This is a genomic window from Acinetobacter sp. ANC 5054, assembly GCF_002135295.1.
Lineage (GTDB): Bacteria > Pseudomonadota > Gammaproteobacteria > Pseudomonadales > Moraxellaceae > Acinetobacter.
In genome coordinates this window covers 14149-29325 of the sequence record NZ_NEGG01000017.1, presented here as the reverse complement: position 1 = coordinate 29325, position 15177 = coordinate 14149, and the positions used below count along the sequence as shown (strand labels likewise).

Here is a 15177-nt window from a genome sequence, read left to right as displayed (position 1 = left end):
TGTTTTCGCAATGATCCCTTCTCAACAGTATCGTTTTTTACGCCAGTCATTACGTGACGGTCGGAGTATAAAACACGATTCTTCCCGATGGGCTAAACTTCATTTAGACCCATGGTTACTTTGCTTTTTAGTGCTCAATGCAGTATTGGGGCTAATGGTTGTCTATAGTGCAACGGCAGAAGATACGGGCATGGTGCTAAGACAAGCAACCAGTTTCGGTGTGGGTTTTATTGTGATGCTGATCTGTGCGCAAATTCCACCCAAAGTTTACCAATCGATGAGTCCTTATCTTTATGGATTTGGTCTTTTTTTACTGCTATTGGTTTTAGCAATAGGTGAAAAGCGTATGGGTGCGAAACGCTGGATTAGTCTGCCGGGAATTGGCAGTATGCAGCCCAGTGAATTTATGAAATTTGCGATGCCTTTGATGATGGCGTGGTATTTTGCGCGTAAACCATTTCCACCTAAATTTTTGCAAATTATAGGTGCGCTAGTCCTGTTAATGATTCCATTTGTTTTGGTGGCCTTACAGCCAGATTTAAACATTGGCTTAATTATTCCGGGAATATTTGTCCTATTTTTAAGTGGTATGTCTTGGCGCTTAATTTTAGGTGCATTAACTGCATTTGCAGTTGTAGCACCCGTATTGTGGATGTTCTTTTTACAGGAATATCAAAAGAAGCGTGTACTAACCTTGTTTGATCCAGAGTCTGATGCATTGGGTGCCGGTTGGAATATCATCCAATCTAAAATTGCCATCGGTTCAGGTGGTTGGACCGGTAAGGGTTTTACTGAAGGTACGCAGTCACATTTAGGATATTTACCAGAACATCATACCGACTTCATTATGTCGACTTATGCCGAAGAGTTTGGTTTTATCGGGGTATTTCTGTTATTTAGCTTGTTTACAGCTATTATTGTTCGCTGCATGATTATTGGTTTAAATTGCTTCCATAATTTTGGTCGCTTATATGCAGGTGCAACAGGTCTGACATTCTTCTTCTTTGTATTTTTAAACTCAGGTATGGTGAGTGGTATTTTACCTGTTACAGGTGACCCTTTGCCGCTCATGAGTTATGGTGGTACAGCCGTAATTGCGATGCTCGCAGGGATGGGGATTGTGATGTCGATACATACGCATCGTTAAATAGAATGCATTACATTAAGCCGGATTTATATCCGGTTTTTTTATGGATTGGTTTTGTAGAGGGAGAGTTATTTTGCTTCTTTACATTATAGCAAGCCATTAAAAAAGAAATGCCGATGATGAGCGGGTATTTTACTATGATTTAAGGTTTTGATTTAAAATAAGAAAATAAAAGTATTTGGTCAGGCGTGTATTATGTGCAATCTAAGGAAACGTAAGTGCGAGGTATTAGTATATAATCAAATAATATTAATTTTCATTCCCATTTAAAAATGAAATCTTTAAAAATAATCTTATTTTTCTTGCTTACACCAACTCTATGTCATTCAGCGTGGAAAGAATTTCATACAGCTAATAGTATTTCTTACTATTTAGATATTGAAAGCAAAAAAGTATTAGATCCAACACGTAACTTAGTCAGTATCCGTACAAAGCACTCTAGTAACCAAGAACATGAAGAAATTGAAACAAGGTTAATTAGCTGTAAATACAATCAAACATCTATTTTAAAAAATAATAGTGACTCATTAAAGAACGGAAATTTTAAAGACTATATGGGAAACAATACGGTTCTAAAGCTTAAATCTTTTGATCCTACTAAAGACGAGATGCTAAAAAAATTAAAAAGATTAAGCTGTTTGAAAACTGCTATTTAGCATAATGGTTATTATACAAAAATGAAAAAAAACCAACCGTTGGTTTTCGCTCTAAATTTAAAAAATAAATGATCTACACTAAATTTAGGTTTTGTAAAGGATGTATTCTGTTAATTTTAGAAAAAGTTAAAATCACATCTTCGCAGAATGGTTTAGTGAAGCTTTTTATTCATGACTAAGAACTTCATCTAACCATACATATTCTTCCTCGTTACCTAAATTAAATCTATAACCATATGGTAGAGCCATATAAACAGCTAGGTCAGGCCTTTTATGGATTATATGAGCAAAGTGAACAATTTCGAGAGTATTAGGATCACCATCATATTGATCTGTTGTTAACCACCATCCACTCATATGATTTGGGGATTTATATCTAACTCCTTCAACAGAACTATTGCTGGTAAGAACTCCTATTGACACTACTACCAATTGATTTATGTTTACTGGGTTAAACTCTTCATCATAATACTCACAGTACTCTCTTTGCTTATCTAATATATTTTTCATAACACATTCCGATAATTCTGAGTCAAATCCTAATACTTCTTTACTTTATTTTACATTGCAATACTATTCAAATGTCTTTTTATTATCTTATACTTCTCTTTTAATATTTATATGTCATTGATTTATATGTAAAAATAAAATAGATACAGGCTTTCCTCTTTAGAGCTTTTTTAACATTATGGTGATTGCACGAACTCTAAAGTGTCTAACTGAGATAGGAATCTTTGTTTACTTCTCTATGAGATTTAATGCCCATTAAAATAAGAACAATTAGCACAGGCGTATCATATAAAACAGTTTTGATGGCTTCAATCAAATAAAGCCTTCAATTGAGGGCTTTATTTATATAACTTAATGTAGGAACCACGTGTAATAGCCCCACAACATAAGCGGCCAAGCTAGAAATGGACTAAATAACCATTTCCAAAACCAGTGGTGGGGCACAAAGCCAACACCATGGACAAAGCCACCTGAAATACCAATCATGATGAACATCAGTGCACGATGGCTGTAACCACCATTGTCATCCAACATGGCTGCGGGATGCACGAGTAACACAGCTGCTAGAGGAAAAGCTAACAGGCAGGAAATGACCATCGCAAATTTATTTGGTTTCTTTTCTACAAGCGGTTTTTCTACAGCAGCATCTGTCATTTGTTATTCCTCATCTAGATCTTGATGATGTTCAATGTAAAGAGCACTTAGTACGCCTGCAAAACATGCCATCAAAATACCGAGAATCCAAGCAAAATACCACATCGTCTTTTCTCCTTAGACACAGCCTTAGTATAGGCTGTGTGAATTCTCTTCAATATGTTTGTTAGTCACAACGCCCCACATCTTGTAGTAACACCAAGTTGTGTAGCAAAGAATAATCGGTACGAAAATACATGCGGCAACAGTCATCACAGTCAGTGTATTTTTACTCGATACCGCATCCCACATAGTCAAGCTTACTGTTGGGTTGATGCTTGAAGGCATAAGGAACGGGAACAGTGCAAAACCAGCAGTTAAGATTGCACCGATCACTGCCAAGCTTGAGCCGAAGAAGCTAAATCCAGCTTTGCCTTTACCTGCTGCAAGAATGATGATCAACGCACCTAAGATTGCCATGATTGGCGCAATCATAGTGATTGGATAAGTACTGTAGTTGTTCATCCAACCAGGGTTTGCATCAGTAATGACTTGTTTTGCGAGTGGGTTAGCTACACCATTTGTGTCAAATGGTTGAGCTAATGTATAGCCTTGGATGTTGCCAAAGTATAACCAAGCACCTGCAAGCAGGAAGCAAACTAAAAACACAATACCCATAATTTGAGTTGCTTTGGCAGAGCGTGCTCGTAAGTCACCATCTGTACGAAGCATCAACCAAGCGCCACCGTGTGCGCAAAGCATTGATAAGCTCACAATACCGCAAACTAAAGCGAATGGGTTGAGTAGTGCAAAGAAGCTACCTGTGTAAGTTGAACGAACAGTATCGTCCATTGTAAATGGTACGCCTAGGAACATATTACCGAAAGCAACACCAAATACCAGTGCAGGAACTGCACCACCTACAGCCAGACCCCAATCCCAAGAATTACGCCATTTGGTATTTTCAAGTTTTGAACGGTAGTCAAAGCCAACTGGGCGTAAGAACAAGGCAAATAAAACCAGTAACAAAGCCCAATACATGCCAGAGAATGCAGTTGCATACACCATTGGCCATGCCGCAAAGAGTGCACCACCTGCTGTAATGAACCAAACTTGGTTACCGTCCCAGTGTGGGGCAATCGTATTGATTGCCGCACGGCGTTCTTCGTCTTTTTTACCTACGAATGGCATGATTGCCATTGAGCCCATATCGAAGCCATCGGTGAGGGCAAAGCCAATGAGTAATACACCCACGAGCACCCACCAGATTATTTTGAGTAATTCATATTCGATCATGCTTGAGACTCCTCATGTGCCTTTTTAGCAGCTTCAAGTTTTTCAAAATGGTATTTACCAGTATGAAGTGAGCTTGGGCCAAGGCGTGAGAATTTGATCATTAAGTACATTTCAATGATAAGAAGTACAGTGTAGAACGCTGCTAATGCAAGGATAGAACCCCATACATCACCTGTACTTAAGCTAGATGCTGAAAGGTGTGTAGGTAGAACTTCACCAATAGTCCAAGGTTGACGACCAACTTCAGCTACATACCAACCTGTTTGCGCTGCAATCCAAGGAAGTGGTAGACCGAATAAGGCAAACTTCAATAACCAAGGTTTGTTTTCAGCATTGCGTTTTGCTACAGCAAATGTAGCTAGGGCGAATAACAGCAACATAAGGAAGCCAGATGCAACCATTGCACGGAATGCCCAGAAGACGCTTGGTACGTGTGGAATTGTATCTTTGGCAGCGGCTTTAATTTGATCTTCAGAAGCATCTACAACTTTGTCAGTGTATTTCTTAAGAAGTAAGCCATAGCCTAAGTCTTTTTGAGACTCAGCAAATGCCGCTTTAAGTTCAGGAGATGTATCACCTGCACGAAGTTGTTCTAACTGAGCATAAGCCACCATACCGTTACGAATACGTGCTTCGTGTTGGACGATCAGGTCTTTGATACCAGTCACTTCTTTATCTAAAGAGCGAGTCGCGATAATACCCATCACATAAGGGATGCGGACTGCATAGTCAGTCGACATGGTTTCTTTATTTGGAATACCAAACAATGTAAACGGTGCTGGAGCAGGGTGAGTATCCCATTCTGCTTCAATTGCAGCGAGTTTTGTTTTCTGTACGTCGCCAATTTCGTAACCAGATTCATCACCGAGTAGAATCACTGAAAGTGTTGATGCTAAACCAAAGATTGCAGCGATGGCGAATGAGCGACGCGCAAATGGTAAGTCACGTTTTTTCAGTAAGTAGTAACTTGAAATTGCTAAAACGAAAATGGCACCAGTCACATAACCTGCTGAAACGGTATGGACAAATTTAACCTGAGCAACTGGGTTGAAAATCAATGCACCGAAGTCCACCATTTCCATACGCATTGTTTCATAGTTAAATGCCGAACCGACAGGGTTTTGCATCCAGCCGTTGGCAACCAAAATCCACAATGCTGACATGTTCGAACCGAGTGCCACCAACCAAGTTACAGCCAAATGCTGAACCTTAGATAGGCGATCCCATCCGAAGAAGAATAAACCAATAAATGTAGATTCGAGGAAGAAAGCCATTAAGCCTTCAATTGCCAGTGGAGCACCGAAAATATCACCTACATAATGTGAGTAATATGCCCAGTTTGTACCAAACTGAAATTCCATGGTCAAACCAGTAGTAACACCTAAAGCGAAGTTAATACCGAAGAGTTTCCCCCAGAACTTAGTCATGTCTTTATAAATTTCTTTACCTGAAATCACATATGTGGTTTCCATAATGGCAAGAAGAAAAGCCATACCTAAAGTGAGTGGAACAAAAATAAAGTGATACATCGCGGTCATTGCAAATTGGAACCGCGAAAGATCGACCACGCTTTCAGAAATCATCAACGTGTCTCCTTGATTTGGGAAGGACTGCCAGCAATATGCTCAGCAACTTGATTGTCAAAATTTTTAGGGATAGTTGGTGCGTCGAACCAAATATTTTTAATGATCATTAAAATAATCACTTTAATTATTAGAATTGCGGTTATTTCTTTGACCACACGACGATTTAAATCTTTGAAGGGTAAGCTCATTGAGATAAGCCTATTTTTTTAACTTGCTTTATATTATTAACAAATCTACACAAAAAGGAAATAGCTGGAACAGTTAAAATAAAAATATATTATTAAATATAATTAAAACAATTAGTTATAATTGTAAATAGTTAAAAAATAAACTAAATTTGTATTGGAATATATCCGAGTGAAATGCTTGTATATAAATAAAATATTCTGACTAATTTAGTCATATTTAATGTTTTTAATTCCGACCAAAATGCTTATATTTATTATAAAACTTGTATTTTAATATCGAATTGTAAGTGGAATATAAAACCTACTATTTTAGTTTATTTTAAAATATCCATATTAATCTATAACGATATTTTGACTAAATATTGTTCTAAGTGGTTGAAATTAAAAGTTTAATATGCCTCACATGTATTTGGTTGAATTTGAAATGTTTGGCATTTTTGTATTTCAATAAAAAAGGCATACCGAGGTATGCCTTTGATTTTTGCTTTAGTTCGACTTAGAAGTCGTAACGTAGACCAAGTGAAAGTGCAGTTGCGTTTTCATCAGCAACACCACTTACACCATTACCAAAACTACGACCTTCTTTCCAAGGATTAAGTTTTGAGTTCTTGTCGTTGATGACAGTCGCTAAGTTGCCGTATACGCGTAGTGTGCTATCTAGTTTGTGCTCTACACCTACACCCACTAAGCTCGCATTTGCGTCATCTGCATCTACATCGCGATAGAAATATTCACCGCGTACAGAAGTCTTAGGGGTTATTTTATATTCACCAGCCAATCCGAAAACTTGAGCATCTGGATTGGCGGTATCGTTATCGTGTTTTGCAATTTGATATAGCGCACCTAAGTTAAATTCTTCAGTCAACTTGTAAGCACCTGCGATACGGAAGGCATCACGGCTTGCACCACCCGCGGCATTTGCAGCATTTTCGTCATATTTTTCGTATGCCGCAGCAAAATCAATAGGGCCTTCTTTATAGGTCAGCGCTAGGTCATAAGCTTTGTTATCGTCTACGCCTTCACCATTGGCATCTTTATCAATTTGTGTGCCTGAGTGCATAGACATTGCAGCAAGGACGTTAAAGCCACCGCCAAATTTTGGTGATTTATATTCGATGGTATTTTCATTGCGTTCATCAAATTTTAAATTGCCTACGCGTGTTACGTTACGCACGTCACCGACCATGTCGCCAAAGAAGTTTACTGGGCCACGTGCAACTTTAAACGGGCTGTCGAAGCGACCTACACGTGCTTGACCATAAGTGCCGCTTTTTAATCCAACAAAAGTGTCGCGAGTAGAAAAGTCCACACCCTTAGAGTCTGCACTACCGCTGGCAAAGTTTACTTCTTGTTCTATTTGCGCAAATACGTTTAGGTCATCATTAATTTTTTGATCTACTTTGAAGCCTAGACGTGATGAATTCGAAGAAAGACCAAATTCGTTATAGTCTTTTCCATCATCAAGATAGTCTAGAGAGACATGTGCACGGCCATAAATTTTTACATCTGCTGCAGATGCCATCATAGGTGTAAGAATTGTTGCCCCGATTGCTAATGCACATAGAGTTTTTTTCATTTGAAGCTCCAGAAGACTTTTCCAGTCATATCAATACGTTTTATCAGTAGCTTGGCTAGAAATAATTTCGCTATCTAATGGCGCTAAGTATTCATTACAAATAAGACAGTTCTATTAAGGAAATATTTCAAATCTATGAAATGTGGTGATGGAAATTAAAAGATTAAATTTAAAAAAGACGATAAAATACAATTAGATGATTAGTCTTGTTTTTGGGTTGGTAGATTTTTTTTAACGATGATCTTTTTATTTGGGTGCAAAAAAAATGGAGCCGAAGCTCCATTTATGACACTTTAAAATTCGTGTGAATTTTAAAGTGCGGCTTTAATTTTTTCACTAATCGCTTGGATTTTTTCCATATCGCCGAGTTTAGCGGCATGCTTACCTAACTCATGTACTGAGGTTGGGATAAGATGGAAATGGACATGCGGAACCGTTTGACCTGCAGCTGCGCCAGAGAGTTGCATTAACACGATGCCTTGAACATCCAACGCTTTTTCCATTGCTTTCGCAACTTTTTGCACAATTTGGATGGTGTAAGCAGCAGCTTCAGGATCTAAGTCGAGTAGGGTTAATGCCGGAGTTTTTGGAATGACTAGGGTATGACCTTCAGCCTGAGGCATTACATCCATGAACGCGAGAACATGCTCGTCTTCATAAACTTTAAATGCAGGAAGTTCACCACGTAAAATACGCGCGAAAATGTTTTGATCATCATAAGCCATTGCTAAATTCCTTGAGCTAAACTATATCGTAATTATTTACAGTTCAATTCTTTCTGACGATCTTTGATCGCGTCAAGTCGTTGTTGCTCTTTTTCTGAAAATTTTGGCTTAGTTGTGTAGCAATTGTCATTGCCAAACTTCGCTTTCGCATCAGGATCTTTAAAGCAGAACCCTTTAGATGCATAAATCACATCATGGTCATTTTTCAACTTTTGACATTCTTGCTCAGATGCTAAAACAGCAGTAGAAGCCCCGATTAAAGTTACAGCACCTAGCAAAGTTGCGAGGGTAAATTTGTTCATGAGAGTTTCCTCTGTCATTTGTAACAAGTTGTGTTACTACACGTAAGTACAATATGACGGTTATTTATCGTTATTCAATGGCGAGATATTACTCAATTGTAATTTTACTCCATTTTTCATACATATTGACAGCAGTTGAAAAATCACTGTTTTCTTCTGCTAAATCACTTGCAGCTTGAATTAAATTTTGAGTAAGTGAAATCACAGGTGCCGACAATTTTGCTTGTCGTACAAGATCTACTGCAATGCCCGTATCTTTTGCAAGTAATGGAAGAGCAAAGGTTAATGGGAAGCTACGGTTGAGCACCCGCTGTGGTAATACGGTTTCAGTTACATTGCTTTTGCCACTTGATGCATTAATACAATCGAGCGCCTCATGCAGGTTTACACCATGTGCTTTTAGGGTGGTGAAGCCTTCTGCGACAGCACAAAGATTTACAGCCATTAACATGTTGTTTACAGCTTTTACTGCAAATCCTGCACCAGATTCACCCACGTGCTTGATTAATTTACCGACAGTTTGAATGGCAGGGAGGGCACGTTCAAATGCTGAGACATCGCCACCAATCATAAAGGTCAATGTAGCATTATCAGCCCCAATGGTTTGACCACTGACGGGTGCATCTAAATAGTCAACATTTTGTTGTTTGAGTGCAACGACCAATTTTTTAGCGGATTCAGGTACACCACTGGTGCAGTCCACCCAGATAGAACCTACTTTGATGTGAACATCGGCAATTAAATTTTCAACATCTAAACTGGTGGGTAAGCAAGAAAATATTAGATCTGCCTGCACGGCTTGTTCTAAAGTAACGGCTTGCGTACCAAACTCAGCTGCATGCTGTTCTGCCTTGTTAAAGTTACGATTCCAGACATATACAGTGTCGAATTGTTTAGGTAAATGTGCCGCCATGCGGTAACCCATAGCGCCCAATCCGATAAATGCGACTGACTGAATCATAACTACCCTCTAAGTATTTTCTTGCAATAAATTTGATCGTTGTATTAACCACTTGGTCATATCTGGCCAAAAGAGATTGGCACTTTTTTGACTCGACATTAAGCCGAGATGACCACCGGGGATTAGAGTAAACGTGACATCTGTACTGCTTGTCAATTCGCTTAAAGGACGTGCAGCATCTGCTGTCACGATTTGATCGGTTGAACCTGCACCTATGAGCAGTGAGCAATTAATCGTTTTTAGCTCTATATATTTATCTTTCAGTTTGATCGCGCCGTTCTTCAACGGATTCTGTAGCCAGACATTAAATACCATGTCTTGATTGATACCGCCGGGGTAATCAATCATATGATTTAAGAAATTGCCCATCGTGGCATGTTCATACAAATCATGCACATTATCTAGATTCATCAAGAATTGCTTTTGGCTCTTGAACCAGCCGATAGGATCGACAATTTTAAAGCCCAACGCATTTACCACTCCGGGAGTATGGATGAAATGTTTAGGTATTTTGCCAGTATAAACCGTGTCCTGAACTTTTTTATTACGTGAAATCAGGTGATTGGTTTTTTTAAATAGAGTTCCAATACGACCAGAGGCATAACTATCAATCGGTGCACCCATCACCATGAGATTTTTTACATGCTCGGGTTGGTGTAAAGCCGTGTATAGGGTGACAAACACGCCAGCCATACTCCAACCATGGAGTGAAATATAACGGCTACCTGAATGTTCACAGATTTGGGCTACACAATGTGGAATGACATCGTCAATAAACGACATGAAATTTAAGAAACGGTCTTGGTATTTTAGTTTTCCCCATTCCAGTAAATACACATCAAAACCACTGTGCTGAAAATGTTTGACCAATGAGCGATAAGGATAGAGGTCGTAAATTGACATATTAATGGCAAGCGGTGCGACAAAGACGAGTGGTTCTTTATATTTACGATCTGGAGACGCATAGAACCTGACTTTGGCATGCTTATATTCAGTAATGACTTCATAGGGGGTTGATTGTGAAAGTATGAGCGACTTTGCGTTAAACATCCGTGTGGACAGATGTTTAAATTTTTTTTGTTGCGCCATAAATTTCTGTTTGAATGGATGCATAACTGTCAATTGCCTGAGTCCTTGTAGGATTGGTCGAAGTCTAAGCGATATTTGCGTATTATACCTTGACCTTAAATAGCTTAGACGCTCAAAATATTGGCAATTCTTCACAAAAGGCAGTCTAAAGAGACTGAGTAATGCAGATGAGCGAACAAGACGATTTAGAATACCAGTTAGAGACTTTAGCGATCCGTACAGGTCATAACCGTACTTTTGAAGGTGAACATAGTGAACCTATTTTCTTAACATCGTCTTTTGTATGTGAAAGCGCAGCAGATGCGGCAGCAAAATTTTCTGGTGAAATTGAAGGTAATACCTATTCACGCTATACCAACCCGACTGTTCAAACTTTTGAAAAACGTTTAGCAGTGCTGGATGGCGCGGAAGCTGCTGTTGCAACAAGTTCTGGTATGGCAGGCGTGCATGCAGTGACTCTAGCGTATTTAAAGTCTGGTGATCATGTTGTTTGTTCACGTGCAGTCTTTGGTTCGATCATTTCATTATTCGAAAAATATGTCGTTAAATTTGGTGTAGACGTTACATTTGTAGATTTAGACGATCTCGATGCTTGGAAACAAGCGATTCGTCCAAATACACGTCTTTTATTTATTGAAACACCGTCTAACCCATTGGCTCAAGTGGGTGATATGCAAGCGATTGCAGACATTGCGCATGCACATGGCGCTTTATTTGCAGTAGATAACACCTTCTGTACGCCAGTATTACAACAACCGATTAAATTTGGCGCAGACCTTATTATCTATTCATCAACAAAATACATTGATGGACAAGGTCGTGCACTGGGTGGTGCCGTAGTGGGTAGTGCCAAGTTAATGGAAGACATTACAGGTGTCATTCGTACACTAGGTAATTCAATGAGCCCATTCAATGCGTGGATTTTCTTAAAAGGTTTAGAAACTTTAAGTTTGCGTATGAAAGCGCATTGTGAAAGCGCACAAAAATTGGCTGAATGGCTAGATGCACATCCAAAAGTTGAAAAAGTGTATTACGCTGGCCTACCAAACCATCCGGGTCATGAATTGGCGAAGAAACAACAAAAAGGTTTTGGTGGCGTAGTATCATTTGTTGCTAAGGGTGAACGTCAAGGCGCTTGGACTGTGATTGATAATACCAAGTTCCTTTCAATCACCAGTAACTTGGGTGATGTAAAATCAACAATTACTCACCCAGCGACTACTTCACATGGCAGAATGTCAGCTGAAGCGAAACAAGCAGCAGGTATTAGCGAAGGTTTAATTCGTGTATCTGTTGGTTTGGAAGATATTAATGATATTATTCGCGATCTTTCACGCGGTTTAGATCTAATCTAAAGTGAATTCAACAGATTTGTTCGGAGATTTTTATGAACATTAATATGCTCATGCAGCAAGCTCAACGCATGCAAAAAGAAGCTGAAAGCAACATTAAAAAAGCCAAGGAAGAGCTTGCGCAAGTCGAAGTTCATGCTGAAGCAGGTGGTGGTCTTGTTAAAGTAACGATGACTGCTCGTCATGTAGTGAAACGTATCGAAATTAATCCTGAATTACTTCAAGATGATGCAGATATGATTGAAGACTTAATTGCTGCAGCAATGAATGACGCATCTCGTCAAGCTGAAGCAGTTGCAGAAGAAAAAATGAAATCTGCAAACTCAGGCATGGGTCTTCCACCAGGCCTTGCTGGTCTATTCTAAGGACTATACTGAATGTTTAGTGATCGTTTTGATCAACTTGTACAAGCATTACGTATATTGCCAAGCGTTGGGCCAAAATCGGCTCAACGTATGGCACTCCACTTAATTATGAAAAATAGAGAAGGGGCGATTGGTCTGGCGCATGCTTTGACTGAAGCCACGAACTATATTCATGAGTGCTCAATCTGCCATTCTTTGACAGAAGATGAAGTCTGCAATATTTGTGTATCATCTGAAAGAGATGATCAATTACTGTGTGTGGTGGAATCTCCAGCCGATGTTATGGCTATTGAGCAAAGTGGGAGTTTCCGAGGAAAGTATCATGTGTTGGGTGGGCATTTATCACCACTCGATGGTATCGGTCCAGACGAAATTGGTATTCCTTATCTAATTCAGCGCTTAAGTGATGGAAAAGTACAGGAAGTTATTTTGGCGACCAATGCAACGGTTGAAGGGCAAGCGACGGCTCATTATCTGGTTGAAGCAACCAAACATTTGCCAGTACAAATGACCCGTATTGCACAAGGTGTACCACAAGGTGGTGAACTTGAATATGTCGATAGCCATACTTTAAGTCAGGCTGTACATAACCGAATGCGCATGAAATAAAACTGGAGCGAAATACGTTTCGCTTCGATTTATTGTTGTTTACTTATATATATTAACGATTAATATATTGGGTAAATACGTATAAAAATCCGATATAACAGAAATAAATAACCGAAATAGATTATTTCCTTATACAAAAATATTATATATAAGTTAAGATGTGCTCACAGAGCATCTAATACTAGACTTAGCAAGTTATGTATCAATTCATTCAAAAACAATCAGATTTAGAACCTGTTTTAAACCTCATGAAACAGAGTTCAGTGTATGGACTCGACACCGAGTTTATCAAGGTAGATACCCTTTGGCCTAAGCTCGGTCTATTTCAAATTAATGTGCAGAATCAAGTATATTTGCTTGATGGTACCACTTTAGAATTGGCTCAATTTTGGGATAAGCTTTTTGCTGCGCAGCAAAACGTTTTTCATGCTTGTAGTGAAGACATCGACCTGATTTATCACTATGCACAGCAAAAGTCTTTGGAAAATGTCTTTGATACTCAAGTTGGTATGTCATTTTTGGGACATGGCTTGCAAGTGAGTTATCAAAATGCGTTAAAAACCATGTTGAATGTGGATATAGATAAAGACCAAACACGTTCGGATTGGCTAGCGCGTCCGCTCACTCCAGAGCAAATGATGTATGCAGCAAATGATGTACATTATTTAATGAATTTAAGTCAGACGATTCAATCAGAGCTGAATAATAAAAGTTTATTAACTTGTGTGCTTGAAGACTGCCGTAATTTGACCTATGAAATCGGCACAGAAACGCCAATTCATCTGCTTTATCATGATATTGGTAATTATCGACATTCACGTCGTCAGTTGATGCAAATCCAACAGCTTGCAGTATGGCGCGAGCAAATGGTGAAAGCTTTAAACCAACCACGTAGTTTTATTCTGAAAAATTCAACCATTATTGATATGGTCGAAAAAAATCCGAAAAATAACTTTCAGCTAAGTAGTGTGAAAGATATTCGTGCCAATGTTGTGCGTGAACACGGAAAAACTATTTTAGACTTGTTAAAATTTTTACCTGAACAAGCAGAATGGCCACTACGTATGGCGCGTCCAATTCGTCATTCATCGAGTGATATTGGCGAACGTGTTGAGGCAGTTATTCAAAAAGCTGTTCTTGAAACTACGGTACCCAAAGAAGTTTTAATGCGTAAAAAGTGGTTAAATGCCTTGTATCAGCATGTTGTTTTTCATAACGACGAACAAGACTTGCCGAATTATTTACTCGGTTGGCGTTATGACTTGCTCACTCAGCCTTTAATTGAAGTTTTGCATGCGGATGAAACCTATTTATCTGGTCAAATGAAGGTCACTGAATAAGACTAGATTGATTAAAGATTTATCACTTATACAAATTCACGACTGATGCGTTAATAAACACTAATGTATCAGTCTTTTTTTTGATGTATCCTTTGCCTTGCGTTTTATGAGTATTGATTCAATTATGTTCTGTTCTATTTACAAATCGAGTAAAAAAGATGAAATGTATCTTTATATTGCTCGTACTGAAGTTAACGAAAGCGAAACTGAAGTAGTTGTCGATCCACTTGAAGTGATGCCTGAAGCAATGCGTACTGCTTTTGGTCGTGCCACATTTGTAATGGATTTGGAGTTGAGCGAATCTCGTAAACTTGCACGTGTAAACGTGTTGCATGTTATGGATTCAATTCAAACCAAGGGCTTCTTTATTCAAGTACCGCCTGAGGGTTTAATCGATCCAAATGCAGTTGCCCCAGAAGGCTTGCGTGGCGCATAAGAATAATTCAGGAGTTGTGAAATGAATGGTGTAGTTACTGTATTGGACTCAATTCCTGAAAGCAGTATTGCAATTACGGTTTACCTTGGTGGTGCTGCGATTGCTTTGCTGTGTTGGTACGGCTTGATGAAGCGCATACCAAAACCGTTTGGTGGGATTGGCTGGTTATTGGTTTTTGCTATTTTATTAACCCCAACGGTGTCTGAAGGAACAAATGCGTCAATTGCACCCGCAATTTTTGGTTTGATCTTTGGTGTACTAACTAAAGACCAGCCTTTAGTGTGGGCAAATTTATCTCTAATTATGTTTGTGGTGGGTATCGGTCTGGTACTTGGCTATTTTTGGTCAAAATATACAGCACAAAAACCACAAGCTGTTGTAAACAAGAAAACTTCACCGCTTTAAA

General features: G+C 38.9%; 19 protein-coding genes. 8 read left to right on the top strand and 11 right to left on the bottom strand.

Going from position 1 to position 15177, the window contains the following annotated elements; genetic code table 11:
• Positions 1–10: 10 nt before the first annotated feature.
• Positions 11–1147, top strand: coding sequence for a rod shape-determining protein RodA (gene rodA / locus B9T33_RS14985; protein WP_086179690.1), 1137 nt, complete (start codon positions 11–13; stop codon positions 1145–1147).
• A 272-nt stretch (positions 1148–1419) separates the two neighbouring features.
• The gene (locus B9T33_RS14980) at positions 1420–1803 is read left to right on the top strand and encodes a hypothetical protein (protein ID WP_086179689.1); all 384 of its coding nucleotides are present in this window, start codon (positions 1420–1422) and stop codon (positions 1801–1803) included.
• 165 nt (positions 1804–1968) lie between these two features.
• Here the strand turns inward: B9T33_RS14980 and B9T33_RS14975 are convergent, their stop codons facing one another.
• From B9T33_RS14975 to B9T33_RS14925, 11 genes are all read right to left on the bottom strand, one after another.
• Complete coding sequence (locus B9T33_RS14975) at positions 1969–2313, bottom strand: hypothetical protein (RefSeq protein ID WP_086179688.1); 345 nt, start codon at positions 2311–2313, stop codon at positions 1969–1971.
• A 351-nt stretch (positions 2314–2664) separates the two neighbouring features.
• A complete protein-coding gene (locus tag B9T33_RS14970; protein ID WP_086179687.1) occupies positions 2665–2967 on the bottom strand; it encodes a cyd operon YbgE family protein in 303 nt (100 codons plus the stop codon).
• Positions 2968–2970: 3 nt separating this feature from the next.
• Complete coding sequence (gene cydX / locus B9T33_RS14965; protein WP_002120988.1) at positions 2971–3072, bottom strand: cytochrome bd-I oxidase subunit CydX; 102 nt, start codon at positions 3070–3072, stop codon at positions 2971–2973.
• 24 nt (positions 3073–3096) lie between these two features.
• Positions 3097–4242, bottom strand: coding sequence for a cytochrome d ubiquinol oxidase subunit II (gene cydB / locus B9T33_RS14960; protein ID WP_086179686.1), 1146 nt, complete (start codon positions 4240–4242; stop codon positions 3097–3099).
• Positions 4239–5825 (bottom strand): cytochrome ubiquinol oxidase subunit I, encoded by a 1587-nt coding sequence (locus B9T33_RS14955; RefSeq protein WP_086179685.1) that lies wholly within the window; start codon positions 5823–5825, stop codon positions 4239–4241. The genes cydB and B9T33_RS14955 overlap by 4 nt, the downstream gene beginning before the upstream one ends.
• Positions 5825–6016, bottom strand: a complete 192-nt coding sequence (gene cydP / locus B9T33_RS14950; protein WP_086179684.1) for a cytochrome oxidase putative small subunit CydP — start codon at positions 6014–6016, stop codon at positions 5825–5827. The genes B9T33_RS14955 and cydP overlap by 1 nt, the downstream gene beginning before the upstream one ends.
• A gap of 496 nt (positions 6017–6512) precedes the next feature.
• Positions 6513–7592 carry a porin gene (locus B9T33_RS14945; protein WP_086179683.1) on the bottom strand — a complete coding sequence of 360 codons (1080 nt, stop codon included), beginning with the start codon at positions 7590–7592 and terminating at the stop codon, positions 6513–6515.
• 311 nt (positions 7593–7903) lie between these two features.
• Entirely contained in the window at positions 7904–8317 is a 414-nt protein-coding gene (locus B9T33_RS14940; RefSeq protein WP_086179682.1) for an HIT family protein, read from the bottom strand.
• A 32-nt stretch (positions 8318–8349) separates the two neighbouring features.
• Complete coding sequence (locus B9T33_RS14935; protein ID WP_078188510.1) at positions 8350–8619, bottom strand: YARHG domain-containing protein; 270 nt, start codon at positions 8617–8619, stop codon at positions 8350–8352.
• 88 nt (positions 8620–8707) lie between these two features.
• Positions 8708–9580 (bottom strand): NAD(P)-dependent oxidoreductase, encoded by an 873-nt coding sequence (locus B9T33_RS14930; protein WP_086179681.1) that lies wholly within the window; start codon positions 9578–9580, stop codon positions 8708–8710.
• A gap of 9 nt (positions 9581–9589) precedes the next feature.
• Entirely contained in the window at positions 9590–10693 is a 1104-nt protein-coding gene (locus B9T33_RS14925; RefSeq protein WP_086179680.1) for an alpha/beta fold hydrolase, read from the bottom strand.
• Positions 10694–10836: 143 nt separating this feature from the next.
• Here B9T33_RS14925 and B9T33_RS14920 point away from each other — a divergent pair, with 143 nt between their 5' ends.
• The 6 genes from B9T33_RS14920 to B9T33_RS14895 all read left to right on the top strand — a co-directional run bounded on the left by B9T33_RS14920 (position 10837) and on the right by B9T33_RS14895 (position 15176).
• Positions 10837–12024 carry an O-succinylhomoserine sulfhydrylase gene (locus B9T33_RS14920; RefSeq protein ID WP_086179735.1) on the top strand — a complete coding sequence of 396 codons (1188 nt, stop codon included), beginning with the start codon at positions 10837–10839 and terminating at the stop codon, positions 12022–12024.
• A gap of 32 nt (positions 12025–12056) precedes the next feature.
• Positions 12057–12386, top strand: a complete 330-nt coding sequence (locus B9T33_RS14915) for a YbaB/EbfC family nucleoid-associated protein (protein WP_086179679.1) — start codon at positions 12057–12059, stop codon at positions 12384–12386.
• A 12-nt stretch (positions 12387–12398) separates the two neighbouring features.
• The gene (gene recR / locus B9T33_RS14910) at positions 12399–12995 is read left to right on the top strand and encodes a recombination mediator RecR (RefSeq protein ID WP_086179678.1); all 597 of its coding nucleotides are present in this window, start codon (positions 12399–12401) and stop codon (positions 12993–12995) included.
• A 197-nt stretch (positions 12996–13192) separates the two neighbouring features.
• Positions 13193–14335 (top strand): ribonuclease D, encoded by a 1143-nt coding sequence (locus tag B9T33_RS14905; RefSeq protein ID WP_086179677.1) that lies wholly within the window; start codon positions 13193–13195, stop codon positions 14333–14335.
• 124 nt (positions 14336–14459) lie between these two features.
• Positions 14460–14771 (top strand): YcgL domain-containing protein, encoded by a 312-nt coding sequence (locus B9T33_RS14900; RefSeq protein WP_086179676.1) that lies wholly within the window; start codon positions 14460–14462, stop codon positions 14769–14771.
• A gap of 21 nt (positions 14772–14792) precedes the next feature.
• Entirely contained in the window at positions 14793–15176 is a 384-nt protein-coding gene (locus B9T33_RS14895) for a hypothetical protein (RefSeq protein ID WP_086179675.1), read from the top strand.
• Position 15177 lies beyond the last annotated feature (1 nt).